We start from the raw sequence: 12,380 nt of genomic DNA on the forward strand, positions 1-12,380 counted from the left end.
TCCCATGGGTGTGGAAGCCGGAGTCGTCGCGGTTCAAGGCGACTTCGACCGGCACACGAAGGCGCTCCTTTCGGCCGGAGCGACCTCCGTCCGGGAGATCAGGACGCCAGAAGACCTTCAGGGCCTGGATCACGTGGTCATCCCAGGGGGCGAAAGTACGACGGTCGGAATGCTCATGGAGAGGTTCGGCCTCAGGTCCGCGCTCCAAACCTACGCCGCCGAGGGGCACGCCCTTTGGGGCACGTGTATGGGCATGATCCTCATGGCCAAGGAGACCGAAGGACGGGAGCAGCTCCTTCTCGAAGTGCTCGACGTCACCGTGAAGAGGAACGTGTTCGGCGCTCAAGTCCACAGCTTCGAAGACGACGTCCCCGTTACTTTCCTCGACGGGTCTGTCACCGGCGTCTTCATACGGGCACCGATCGTCGTCCGGCAAGGCCCGGGCGTCGAGACCGTCGCAACCTATAAGTCGGACATCGTCGGAGTGCGGCAAGGCCGCCTCCTCGGAACGTCGTTCCACCCCGAACTGACGGACGACGACCGCCTTCATCGCTGGTTCTTGGAAAACTGACCCCGCAAAATTAAGTGCCCCGCTCTCGAGGGCAAGAGAGACGGGGCTTGGTTCGGGGGAGGAGAGAAACCTTTGTCTATATTCTATGACACCCGCCAGTGTCAGAACGTTCCCCAGACCTCCTTATTTTAGAGTGATTTACGTGCAAACGCAAGCAAATTCGAGCGCAGCGTCCGTTTCAGACTGGAAAGCACGTAAAAGTACTAGGTCACATGTCCCAAAAGCGGCGTAGGGAAAGGCAGCGCCGGTACCAAAGACCGTCGGGGCGACGAACGTGATGAGCCGATCGACGGCTCCCGCCCTCGCGAACCGGCCGATCGTTTCTGGACCGCCCTCGATCAGCACACCTCTGACACCGATCGTAAAGAGGGACTCGAGCAACCGCACTTCGAACCCGTCGCCAAAGTCCATCGGCAGTTGCCTCGGGTCGGCTTGCCGCTGTCCAGCGACGCACCAGACCGTCTGACCAGGCTGTTGGAAGGCGCGCTCCTTTCCGGTCAGGACCGCCCGAGGGTCGATGATGACGCGCACGGGCTCATTGACCGCCTCAGGCTCCCGGACGGTAAGGAGAGGGTCGTCGGCCTGGACGGTCCCTCGCCCGACGAGCACCGCCCCCATTTCGGCTCGCAGCAACCGACCTGCCCTGCGGGACGCCTCGCACGTGATCCAGCGGCTTGTCCCGTCCGATCGCGCCATGAAACCGTCCAGAGTGACCGCGGCTTTGACCGTGACATAGGGTCGCCTGCGTTCCATGGCCGTCAGCCAGACGACGTTCGCCGCCCTTGCGTCGTCGGCCAGAAGGCCCGACTCGGTCTGCACCCCTTTGGACCTGAGGACTTCCAGACCGCCGGACATCGCCGGATTGGGGTCGAGGGTCGCTGCAACGACCCGCTTCACTCCAGCGGCCAAGAGAGCCTCGGTACAGGGCGGCGTCCGCCCATGGCCGGAGCAAGGCTCCTGGGTCACGTAGACGGTCGAGCCTCGCGCGGCCGGACCCGCCTCGTTCAAAGCGACGATCTCGGCGTGCGGACCTCCGGCAAAACGATGAAAGCCCTCCCCGACGATGCGGCCGTCTTTGACCAGGACGCAGCCGACGTGAGGGTTCGGAGCCGGATAGCCGCCGCGGGCCAGTTCGACCGCCCGGCCCATGAATGCGGCCGGATCACCGCTCATGGTCACGGAGAGCCCCTTCGACGAGGCCGGTGAGGTTGGCCTTCTCGCTTAGAAGGAACTCTTTCCGGGTTTGCCGGGCGAGCAGGAGCGCCGAAAACGCCGTGCCGACCCAGACTCCTGCCGTGACGCCGAAGTACAGGATCGCCCGCCGCCCCCACTGCACCAAGCGGGGACGGCCCGCGTCGACAGGAGGTTTGGCCCCGACGACGATCGGCCAGCACAGCATCAGGACGATGCCTGTGACGAGAAAGCCGGTCGTCAGGACTTTGAGACGCACGCGTTCTTGAGCTCCTCGATGTTGCCTCGGATCGTGCCTCCGGACACCAAGTAACTGCCCGTCACGAAGGTCGTCGCTCCGGCCTCCCACAGTCGTCCGATCGTCAAAGGCTCGACACCACCGTCGACCTCGATCTCGACGTCGGGATCGGCCAACCGCACTTGAGCGACCTTCTCGATGCACTTTTCGATCAAGGACTGCCCTCCCCAACCTGGGTTCACGGTCATGACCAAGACCACGTCGAGCCCGCCCAACAGAGGGAGGACCGTCTCGAACGGCGTCCCCGGATTCAACGCGATGCCGGCTTGCACACCGCTCTGCCGCAGTCGCTGCACGTGTCGATGGGCGTGCGGCGTCGCTTCGACGTGGAAGACGACCCGCTGACAACCCGCTTCGATAAAGGCGTCGAAGTGCCGGTCCGGGGTCTCCGTCATCAAGTGGGCTTCGAACGGTGTTCCGCCCAAGCCTCTCAGGCTACGGACCAGGCCCGCCCCGAACGTGATCGGCGGCACGAACTGGCCGTCCATCACGTCGAAGTGGATCCAGTCCGCCCCTCCGTCGATCATCTCCTTCACCGGCCTCCGGAAATCGGACGGGTCGCAGGACAAGATACTGGGAGCGATCTTCGGGTTCATTGTCGGGCGTTTCCGTCGTCGGCCGGCTGGTCGTCCGGCAAGGCGTCGGCCTCGTCCGCCTTCTTTTGAACCTGGTCGATCAGATCGCCGTCGAAGAACACCCGGAACGTGACTTCCTTGCCGAAACCATCGGCCTGAATATCGAACGTCTCGCTCGGCTCGTGCTTCTTTTCATGGATCGTTCGTGTCTGTCGGTCGTCCGTCATATCGATCCGGACAAGGACCGCCGCCGCTCCCGGAGGCATCGTCACCTTCAGCTTGTACGTGTACCGGTCGCTGGACGTGGTGCCGTTTTCGACGGACTTGTCCCCGTTACTGACCTTGACGCGGAGTTTCGAACCCCGCTCGATCTTCTTGCGGGCCTCAGGGTTCTGCGAGACGATCAGGCCCTCAGCGAGGTCTTTGTCGCGCACCCGGTCGATCGTTTCGGAAAGGTCGAGGTCCATGTCTTGCGACACTTTCCTAGCCTCCTCGATCGTCATGCCGCGCAGGTCCGGCACCTCCACGAACCGTCCGCCTGCGCTCAGGACGACCTGGACGATGCCGTTTTCTTTGACCTTGTGGCGACCCGGCTCCGGGTCTTGGTCCAAGATGACGCCCGAAGGGTATTTGTCGCTGGCGACGTTCCGTTCGACCGACATGCGGAGTCCGAGCTTGTTCAAGACCATCGCTGCCTCGGCTTGTGTCTTGAAGCGGATGTTGGGCATGTCGATGAGCTTGGGACGGTGCGTGATGAACCCGATGTAGGCGAACACTCCGATCAACGTCCCGATGATCGAGAGGTACACCAGGCCGACGAGCCATCGCGGTGTGCCGTCCGAATCCGCTGGTTTCGCCCTTTGCTTTTTCAAAGTCTGTTTCGGTCTCTCTGCAGGCTCCTGGACGACGGGAGCGACCGGGGCCGCCTCGACGTCTCCGGCCCGAAGGGGCCACGTCAGCGGCCGTCCGAACCGAAGTGCGTCCTGGATCGACCGCAGATCGGACAGGAGGTCGTTCACGCTGGCGTATCGCTCGCTCGGAGACTTAGCCATGCACTTTCGAATGACTTCGTCGAGCGCAGGCGGCACCGAAGGGTTGATCGACCGGACCGACGGATAAGGCGCGGTCGCGTGCTTCGTCGCGATGGCGACGGTCGAGTCTCCGCCAAACGGACACCGTCCCGCCAGCATCTGATAGATCAAGACACCCACGGCATAGATGTCGGACGCACGGCTCGGCATCCCGCCCGCAGTGACTTCCGGAGCCAGGTAAGGCGCCATGCCGCGCAGCATCGCGAGCCCGGCCTTCGAGCTCGCCGGATACGTCGTCCAAAAGCCGGACATCGACAGTTTGACCATCCCCGAGGGGGTCACGAGCACGTTACGGCCGCTGATGTCCCCGTGGACGAAGCCTGCCTGATGCACCACCATGAGGGCCTCGGACACGCTGACCGCCGTCCCGACCGCCAATTGGACCGAAAACGAGGCCAGCCGTCGCACGCGCTCGTCCATCGGGGACGACGGGACGTATTCGCTGACCAGGATCAGCCGTTCCTCGTCCTCGACGACGTCCAGAACACGCTCGAGCGAAGGGTGCACGAGCGGCTGGAGCTGCTCCGCATGGTCCTTCAAGGCCATCGAGAACTTCCGTTCGGCATTGAACGGCTCTTCCAGGATCCGGAGGCGGACTTCCTTCCCGGACTGACGGTCGAGCGCCCGATAGCTGGCGAACAAAGGGGACGTTTCGAGTTCTTGCTGGATTTCATACCGGACGGCGATGAGGTCCCCGATCATGTTCGAGGCTCCTGGTCAGGTACGAAACTCAGGGCCACCGCCGTGACAAGGACCACGAGCGCGACGAGCGGCACAGGCGAGGCGTCCAATTGCGCGACGTAGCGGGCCGTACTGCCCGAGAAATAAGACCACTGGCTCGCGAAATAGCCTCCCGCAGACAGAAGCGCCGCCGCCAGTCCGACGGCCGTTCGCAGAGCCTTCATCGTATCGCCAACGCTTCCAGGACTGCCGACCTTTCCACGCCTCTGATAAGTTTACACTCGCCTGGCCTTTCCACGAGGCTGAACGTCAGGCCCTGCCCCTCGACTTTCTTGTCCCGGCGCATGGCGTCGGCCAACGCTTCGGCCGCAAGGCCCTCGGGAACGACGGTCGGAAGCCCCTGTAACGCGAGGCCCAAGCGGGCCCGATCGGCCGTTCCGGGCTCCGTGACGCCGATCCGCTCTCCGAGCCTCGCTTCCACGACCATCCCTACGGCGACAGCCTCGCCATGGTTGAGTCCGCGATACTCCTGAAGCGCCTCGATCGCGTGTCCGACCGTGTGGCCGAAGTTCAAGACGGCCCTGCGGCCCGTCGTCTCGAATTCGTCGTTTTGGACGACCTCCGCTTTCAGCTCCAAACACCTTCGGACGATCCCGTCCAGGTCCGACCCGAGTCCCAGGGGCTGGGTCTCGAGCTCGGCAAGCAGACCGGCGTCAAGGGTCAGCCCGTACTTCCAGACTTCTGCCGCCCCGCAAAGGAGCTCACGGTGCGGAAGGGTCTTGAGGAACCCCGTCGCGACCCGGACTTCTCTTGGCGGCCAGAAGGCGCCGACGAGGTTCTTCCCTTCCGGAAGGTCGATCGCGACCTTGCCACCGATCGACGAGTCGACCATGGCCATCAAACTGGTGGGCACCATCACGAGGTCTACGCCCCTCATGTATGCAGCGGCGACGAAGCCGGCCAAGTCTCCGACCACGCCACCTCCGAACGCGACGACCGTCGTCCGCCGGTTGGCGCCGGTCTCGGCGAGCCAGGACGTACAACGGCCGAACTCCCCGAGGCACTTGCTCGACTCTCCGGCAAGCACCGAACGGACGGTGCGACCGTCGAGGAGGTCCGGATACAGCCTCGACAGGTTCGAATCCGTGACCGTCCGGACATCTACCGGAAGACCCGCGAATGCCTCCGCAACGTCGACGAAGCGGATGGGATATTCGCCCCGGGAGGTCTCGACCGTCATTCCCCCAGCAGCATCTCCTTGATGCGCGACGCGACGACGTCATGGTCCTCCGCACCTGAGGGCACGACGAAATCGGCTCGAAGGTACAGGTCGCGGCGCTGGGTGAGGAGAGAGTCGAACCGCTCTTCCCAGTCGGCATGTTCGAGCAAGGGCCGCTTGCGCTTGGTCGTCCTTAACCGCTCTTTGAGGACTTCAGGCAGGACGTCGAGGAAGACGACGACGCCCAAACGGTGCATTTCGGCCCAGTTGTCTTCACGGAGGACGATCCCGCCCCCCGTCGCTAAGACGCCTTCTTCCTCGGTCATCTCGGCAAGGACCAAGTGCTCGTGTTCGCGGAAGGCGGTCTCGCCATAGATCTGGAACCATTGACGGATCGGGCGTCCGAGCCGCCGCTCGAGCAAGACGTCCGTATCGAGGAACGGGACGTCGAGCGATCCGGCCAGCTTCATGCCGACCGTACTCTTCCCGCTACCCATCATACCGACCAAGATCACGAGAGCCATAGAAAACGAAGCGACGGAAGGGATCGCTCCCGTCCGTCGCCGGAGGATACTGGTTTTTTCCGCTCGGTCTTACGGTTGCAGACCGAGTTCGTCTTCTTGGACGATGTTCGGGGTCACGAAGACCACGAGCTCGCTCGAACTCTTGGCATCGTTGCGGCCCCGGAACAGTTGGCCGATGATCGGCAGGTCGGACAGCACCGGGATCTTCTTCACGGTGTAGCTGTCGTTCTTCGTCGTGAACCCGGCCAGAGCGATCGTCTCGCCGTTCTTCACGATGGTCGCCACTTGGATCTGCTGGCTCGTGAAGTTCGGGTACTGCGTGCCGTCCGGACCGACCGAGAAGCCCGTGATGTTCGCGATCTGCGGCGTCAGGGTCATCGCGATCGAGTTGTCGTTGTTGATACGCGGCCGGACGACCAAGAACGTCTGGATCGTGAGAGGCGTCGGGTTGTAGAACGTGGTCTGACCACCGGGGCCGTTCGTGACGATCGGCAGGAAGAGGTAGGTCGTGACGTTCTGCGAAACGAGCGCCGTCTGGTTGTTCAACGTCCGAAGCAACGGCGCACTGACCACGCGGCCCCAACCGTTGTTCATCAGGGTCCGCAAGCGGGTGCTGATGTTGCCCGTCGCATAGTTGAAGAACACGGGGTCGCCGGACCGGGCGAACTCGCCAGGCCGGACGCCGGCGTTGACGGTGCCGCGGCTATAGAGCCAGTCGATGCCGAGCGCACGGTCCGAGCTCTGCGTCGTCGAAACGAACTCGACCTTGATGACGACCTGTCGGGGCTGCTTGTCGAACTGCTCGATGATCCGTTCGAGTTCGCGGATGGCTTCTTCTGTGCCTTGCACGAGGAAGGAGTTGTCCGTCGGGTCGTACATGATGCGGTCGATGCCTTGCGGCACGAGGCCGTCACCGCCGCGGAGCCCCGTGACGCCGCCCTGTTGGCCGCCCGGGTTGTTCTGTCCGCCCGCTCCACCGCCGGGTTGGCCGCCTCCGGCGCCGCCGCCCAACTGTGGGGCCGCTTCGTCCGGCAGGACGATGTCCGACGTGGTCGGCTTGGGGCTCGCCGTCTGAAGGACGGACTGGCCCGAACCGTACATCTGGAACACGTTGTTCATCGCCTTCGGCGTCGTCGACGAGTTCTGCATGAACTTGTCGATCTCGGTCAGGCCGTGGTCGCTGTCGTAGACGACGTCCTTCAGCATCGCCCGGACCAGGTCCGGATCGGCCTTCATCAGCTTGATCGTCTTGGTGATGTGCGGCCTCGCGACCGCGACTTCGGGCTGCTGCTTCTCGGTGGTCGGCTCTTCCTTTTTGCCGCTCGAAATGACGAAGACGCCGTTCGAGTCCTTCTCGGCATAGGCGCCTGCCGCGTCGCAGATGTACCGGATCGCCTGCTCCGCCGTTTGCTGGCTGAGCTGCAGGCTGATCTTCTTAAAGTCGCCGGAGCCGGGCTTCACGACGAACTGGAGGCCCGTCTGAAGCGTCAGCGCCTGGATGGCTGCTTGAAGGTCGGCGTCCCGCAGGAAGAGGTCGACCTTCTTCTGAAGGACGTCCTCCTGCGCGAATGCGAGGGTCGTGAACGAGACCGTCGCCGCGAGCGCCGCGACGGTCCTTGCGAGTCTGTTCCAATTCATTACCAGTATCCTCCTGATCGTGTCGTCCTGAGCGGTCAGCGCCCGAAGCCGCCGCCGCCGCCGCCGCCAAAGCCGCCGCCGCCGAAGCCGCCGCCGCTAAAGCCGCCGCCGCCGAAACCGCCGCCGCCGAAGCCGCCGCCGCTAAAGCCGCCGCCGCCGAAGCCGCCGCCGCTGAAACCGCCGCCCGAGAAGCCGCCGCCGCTGAAACCGCCGCCCGAGAAGCCGCCGCCGCCGAAGCCGCCGCCGCCGCCGAGCCCCGTCATGGTGCTGGACTCCGGCTGCGTACCGATGTCGATCGTGCCCGCGAGGATCTGGCTGATCAACTGCGGGTCGGCGTGGCGGACCTTGATCCGGACCGTCGGCTTGGACGTCGACGTGTTCGGCAGGTTGCCGGTGTCCGTGTTGCCCGGGTTCAAGTTGACTTCAGGCTTCGGGATGATCGTGTAGGTCGTGCCCTCGACGCGGTACGTCGCATTGACCTGGTTGAGGATGTTCCTCAACGCGGTCTGGAACGGGACGTCCTTCAAATGGACGGTGACCGTGCCTTGGACTTCCTGCGAGACCGTGTAGTTAGCGTTCACGATCTTGAACAGGGCCTTCAGAGCGTCGCGGACGTCAGCCTGATCGAGGTTGAGTTCGGCGATGTTCTGGTTGTTGACGTCCTGGTTCTGGGCCGTCGAGGAAACGGGCGCGGTCAATGCCGTCGCCAGTACCGCGAAGCCCAGCAAGGTTCCGAAGAGAGTTCTTGATTTCATTCTGGTCCTCATAGTCTTAGAAGCCCGAGATGACCGATGGCTTCGCTGTCGTCGATTTCGAATTCATTTTAGCTTCCACTCATGGAGGCGCCGCCACCGCCCGCCGGGTTGCCGCGGCTCGGACCGGAAGGAGGCCCGTCGTTTCCGCCTCGGTTGCCGCCGCCCGTTCCTCCGCCTGTACCGCCCGATGGCTGGTCTCGAGGAGGTGCGCCTTGTAACGGGACGACGAAGACGGTCGGAAGTTTGCCCGCTGGTCTCCGAAGGACGGCACGGTCGGAGTCGATCGATACCACCGTCCAGTCGCTGTTCGGGATCTTCATGCCAGGCCGGATGTCGAACACCTCGTTGCCGGTATCGAGCAGCGCGACGACACCGTTCCCGATGATCACGCCCGTCAGGCGCCATGCCGGCAACGGTTCGACCACCGGCGCGACGTCGTCTTTGGCCTCGGGCTCAGTGAACATAGTCGCAAAGCCGCCGCCGTCGTTCAAGAGCCGGAACGACGTTTGGGCCCGTTCGAACGTGGCTTCTGACGGAAGGAGCGCAAAGGCGTCCCGCCGTGTCCGGAAGAACTTTGTCTGTGCGAGCTGCAAGGCGTCGTTCCCAGGCGTCGCGACGACGGCCGCGCCGATGCCGGCCGCAGCGGCCGGTTGATGGGCCGGCGGGTTGTACGGCGGTACGGTCGTCAGCTCCTGCGTCTTGTCGCCGACGTCGCATCCCGTCAGGACGACGGCCAGCGCTCCCAGCACGATCCAGCTCTTCGACATGGTGTTCCTGTTCCTAATGATCGGTAGACCGACTGTTTTCATCGCCTTATCTGCCTCCCGGCTTAGGGCCGGTCGGGCTCGGAGCGTTGCCGCCCGGAGCTTGACCGCCGCCCGCACCCGTCGATTCCGGCACGGTCGGCGCGACTTCCGTGCCCCGGATGTAGGCCACGAGGGTCAGATTGTACGTCCCCGTCATGGTCGGGGTCGTCCCTGATAACTGAAGACCGTCCGCGACGGCCAGATAGTTCGGCATGCTCGACCAGGCCCGGACGTGGGACATGATCTGCGCGTAGCTCCCGGTCACCGTGACCGCACCCAAGTTGAAGACCAACACGGGGAACCGGATCGCAGGATAGTTGTAATACTCGACGATCTGGGCCGCGTTGCCAGGAGGCGACGGGATCCGCGGACCGTTCACGACCCTGACCCCGCCGCGCCGCAATTGGGCGTTGACGGCGTTCTGGACGCTGTTCCGGAACTTGACGGAATCGTTGGTCAACTGCCAGCGGTTGACCGCCAGGTTGATTCCGCCCGAGCCCACGTTGTTCGGCGGCGTCTTGACCGCGACGATCTTCTGCCACTCGAGCTCCATCTTCTGGACGTCTTGCTCGGCTTTCTTGACCTTGTCGTTGGCCTGCTTCTGCTTGCCGGCTTGCTCGATGTAGCGGTTGGCCAGTTCGTTCTGGTACTTGGCTTCCTCGACGTTCGGCAGGAAGTTCGTCAGGGTGACCATCGCCGCGATCACGGCAAGGCTCAACCCGATGACGAAGATAGAAATTGGACTTAATTTCATGACCGTTCTGCCTCCTTAGTCGGCGTTGTCCCCTCCGACGCCGCGACGGTTGTTCGGTCCGGCCGGACCGGGCGCCGGCCCGCTCGGTGTCGGCGTCGTGTTCCCAGGGCCGCCGCCGCCGCCAGGAGCGGGCGAGTTGGACGCGCCGCCTTGGGCCCTCAACGTCGCCTCAGGGTCCGGGGTCTGGATGTCCCGGTTGATCGTGACGACCAGGGTGATGACCGACCAGTCCGGCATCGCGCCCTTCCGGGTCGCGTCCGGAACGCCGAACCCTTCGGCCCCGACGAATCCGCGCGGAGCCGATTCGGCCCTCGCGATCATCTCTTCGAGCCTGGCCATCGGGTCGCTCGGTAAATTCGATTCGCCCGGCCTCACGGGGAGGCCGCGTTGGTCGCCGTCGTTCAGCGCCGGGACGACCGGCCGGACGTCGGCGAAACCGGCCCGGGTCACGTTCGTCGCTCCCGGGATCCTCAACATCGCGAGCATGATGTCCGCGTATTGCTGGTACGTCTGGATGACGCCCGTCAACGAGACCGTGCACAGCCCCGGCCCCAGCGACGTCGCGGTGACGTCCGTCACACGGAAGAACGTCGGGACATAGGACAGGACGTCGCGGTACAGGTCGGGATAGACCGTATTGTGCTTGAGCATGGCGTTCGCCAGCTTCAAGTTCCGGTCGATGACCACGGAACCGGCCATGATGTCGTCGGCCTTCTTGGCCGTGGCGACCGCCGTGTCGTAATTGGTCTTGTACTTGGCGGCCCGGTCCTTCGCGGCCGTCAGTTCCTGGTTCGACCAGAACATCGCATAGGCGCCGACGGCGATGGCGCCGACCACCATCAGGCCGGACGCGACCCAGGCGACTTTGGACTGTCCTTCCTTTGAGACGTGCGTTGGCAGCAGGTTGAGCTTCATCTTTCGTCCTTAAAAGCAGATGTGCAGGCCGTTGCCCAGCGCCACTGCGAACTCCTGACGGTCCTCGTCACGGAAACTGTCGGTCTTTTTCGCCGAAACCGTCAGGCCCCGGAGCGGGTCCATGAGTTCGGCAGGAAGTCCGATCGCGGATTCGAGAAAGGCGACTAGCCCCTTCATTTTCGCCCCGCCGCCGCAGACCAGCAGCATGTCCACCTCACCGCCTTTGCTGCGGAAATAGTCCACGGAGCGCCGCACCTCGGCCACGAACTCGTCCATGACCGCGGCCATCGCTTGATAACCCCGGTCGGGAGCGACGTCCTGGGCCACCGGGACCGGGGCGGCAGGAACGGCCTCTTCGGCCGCGGGCTCTGCCGGCGGGGCGCCCAACGACTCGTCGGGCTCGGCGAACGGGTTGTAAGGGGTGAACGTCTGGGTCGCGGCCGTATCGAACGGGTTGTACGACCCGGACTGGGCTCCGGGCCCGGTCGGGACGACCACTTCGGACTTAATGTGTTCGGCCTCGTCGAAGGACACACCAAGACCGTCGGCGATCGCCTTGGTCATCATTTCTCCGCCGATCGGGACTTGGCGAGGCATCAAGAGCTTGCCGTCCCGGTAGACGTTGATGGCCGTCGTCTTGTGGCCGATGTCGACCACGCAGACGGACTTGCCCGCAAGCTCGGAACTGTAGGCCGTAGCGACCGTCCGGGCCATGCCGAGCGGCTCGACGTCGATCGCGGCCGGTTTACGGCCAGACTTCTTCACGAGCGAGATCAGCGAGTCCACCGCGGACTGCGGCGCGATCGCCATCACGACGTCCATGTTCTGTGGGTTGTTCGGGGCCGGCGGGAACGCTTTGTAGTCGCTCACGACCGTGCTCTCGGCGAACGGGATGTTCCGGGTGATCTCCCAGTCCATGTGCTGTTTGAGCTCCGCGTCGCTCATCGCAGGGACCTCGAGCGTCCGGACAAGGACCGCGCCTTGGCCCGCGACCGAGATCACGACGTCGCCGACGCTGGCCCCTGCCGAACCGCAGAGTTGCTTCAGGACGTTCGAGACGCTGTCGTAGTCGTGGATGCCGATATGGTCGACGGCACCGTCCGGAGTTTGGGCCAGTCCAAGAGCGGTCACGGTCGGGCGTCCGCCCTGCAACTTGACCTCGGCGATCTTGATGGTCTGACTTCCTATGTCCACACCGAGGACACTGCTCAATTTCTTGGCCATGAACGATCTTTCCCTAGCTCAGCAGGCGGCATCATCATAGCACCCGGAGCGACTGGCTGTCAACGAGGCCGGCCTGCACGGCGGACCGCGTTCGTACCGAAGCAGACGCGCTCAAGAGGCTGAAAAGTTTCGTCCCGA

At 64.0% G+C, this 12,380-nt stretch carries 14 protein-coding genes; 1 reads left to right on the forward strand and 13 read right to left on the reverse strand.

Features of this window, described 5'->3' with window-relative positions:
- Nucleotides 1-4: 4 nt before the first annotated feature.
- Nucleotides 5-571: a pyridoxal 5'-phosphate synthase glutaminase subunit PdxT gene (pdxT, locus tag JST30_00765; protein MBS1712845.1), complete on the forward strand. Its 567-nt coding sequence runs from the start codon at nucleotides 5-7 to the stop codon at nucleotides 569-571.
- A 138-nt stretch (nucleotides 572-709) separates the two neighbouring features.
- Here pdxT and ribD read toward each other — a convergent pair whose 3' ends face one another.
- The 13 genes from ribD to pilM form a co-directional block, all read right to left on the reverse strand.
- Nucleotides 710-1,744: a bifunctional diaminohydroxyphosphoribosylaminopyrimidine deaminase/5-amino-6-(5-phosphoribosylamino)uracil reductase RibD gene (ribD, locus tag JST30_00770; protein ID MBS1712846.1), complete on the reverse strand. Its 1,035-nt coding sequence runs from the start codon at nucleotides 1,742-1,744 to the stop codon at nucleotides 710-712.
- Nucleotides 1,734-2,021 carry a hypothetical protein gene (locus JST30_00775; protein MBS1712847.1) on the reverse strand — a complete coding sequence of 96 codons (288 nt, stop codon included), beginning with the start codon at nucleotides 2,019-2,021 and terminating at the stop codon, nucleotides 1,734-1,736. The genes ribD and JST30_00775 overlap by 11 nt, the downstream gene beginning before the upstream one ends.
- Nucleotides 2,003-2,656, reverse strand: a complete 654-nt coding sequence (gene rpe, locus JST30_00780) for a ribulose-phosphate 3-epimerase (GenBank protein MBS1712848.1) — start codon at nucleotides 2,654-2,656, stop codon at nucleotides 2,003-2,005. Before rpe ends, JST30_00775 begins: the two co-directional genes overlap by 19 nt.
- On the reverse strand, nucleotides 2,653-4,428 hold the full coding sequence (locus JST30_00785) for a PASTA domain-containing protein (GenBank protein ID MBS1712849.1): 1,776 nt from the start codon (nucleotides 4,426-4,428) through the stop codon (nucleotides 2,653-2,655). The genes rpe and JST30_00785 overlap by 4 nt, the downstream gene beginning before the upstream one ends.
- Entirely contained in the window at nucleotides 4,425-4,631 is a 207-nt protein-coding gene (locus JST30_00790; protein MBS1712850.1) for a hypothetical protein, read from the reverse strand. The genes JST30_00785 and JST30_00790 overlap by 4 nt, the downstream gene beginning before the upstream one ends.
- Complete coding sequence (aroB, locus tag JST30_00795; GenBank protein ID MBS1712851.1) at nucleotides 4,628-5,647, reverse strand: 3-dehydroquinate synthase; 1,020 nt, start codon at nucleotides 5,645-5,647, stop codon at nucleotides 4,628-4,630. Before aroB ends, JST30_00790 begins: the two co-directional genes overlap by 4 nt.
- Nucleotides 5,644-6,096: a shikimate kinase gene (locus tag JST30_00800; GenBank protein ID MBS1712852.1), complete on the reverse strand. Its 453-nt coding sequence runs from the start codon at nucleotides 6,094-6,096 to the stop codon at nucleotides 5,644-5,646. Before JST30_00800 ends, aroB begins: the two co-directional genes overlap by 4 nt.
- A 123-nt stretch (nucleotides 6,097-6,219) precedes the next feature.
- The gene (locus tag JST30_00805; GenBank protein ID MBS1712853.1) at nucleotides 6,220-7,788 is read right to left on the reverse strand and encodes a hypothetical protein; all 1,569 of its coding nucleotides are present in this window, start codon (nucleotides 7,786-7,788) and stop codon (nucleotides 6,220-6,222) included.
- 35 nt (nucleotides 7,789-7,823) lie between these two features.
- Nucleotides 7,824-8,543, reverse strand: a complete 720-nt coding sequence (locus JST30_00810; GenBank protein MBS1712854.1) for a secretin and TonB N-terminal domain-containing protein — start codon at nucleotides 8,541-8,543, stop codon at nucleotides 7,824-7,826.
- A gap of 68 nt (nucleotides 8,544-8,611) precedes the next feature.
- Nucleotides 8,612-9,352 carry a hypothetical protein gene (locus JST30_00815; protein ID MBS1712855.1) on the reverse strand — a complete coding sequence of 247 codons (741 nt, stop codon included), beginning with the start codon at nucleotides 9,350-9,352 and terminating at the stop codon, nucleotides 8,612-8,614.
- A gap of 4 nt (nucleotides 9,353-9,356) precedes the next feature.
- The gene (locus tag JST30_00820) at nucleotides 9,357-10,103 is read right to left on the reverse strand and encodes a hypothetical protein (protein MBS1712856.1); all 747 of its coding nucleotides are present in this window, start codon (nucleotides 10,101-10,103) and stop codon (nucleotides 9,357-9,359) included.
- A 15-nt stretch (nucleotides 10,104-10,118) separates the two neighbouring features.
- The gene (locus JST30_00825) at nucleotides 10,119-11,018 is read right to left on the reverse strand and encodes a hypothetical protein (GenBank protein MBS1712857.1); all 900 of its coding nucleotides are present in this window, start codon (nucleotides 11,016-11,018) and stop codon (nucleotides 10,119-10,121) included.
- A gap of 9 nt (nucleotides 11,019-11,027) precedes the next feature.
- On the reverse strand, nucleotides 11,028-12,242 hold the full coding sequence (gene pilM / locus JST30_00830; protein MBS1712858.1) for a type IV pilus assembly protein PilM: 1,215 nt from the start codon (nucleotides 12,240-12,242) through the stop codon (nucleotides 11,028-11,030).
- Between the last annotated feature and the right edge of the window lie 138 nt (nucleotides 12,243-12,380).

This window comes from Armatimonadota bacterium, assembly GCA_018268395.1.
Lineage (GTDB): Bacteria > Armatimonadota > Fimbriimonadia > Fimbriimonadales > Fimbriimonadaceae > JAEURO01.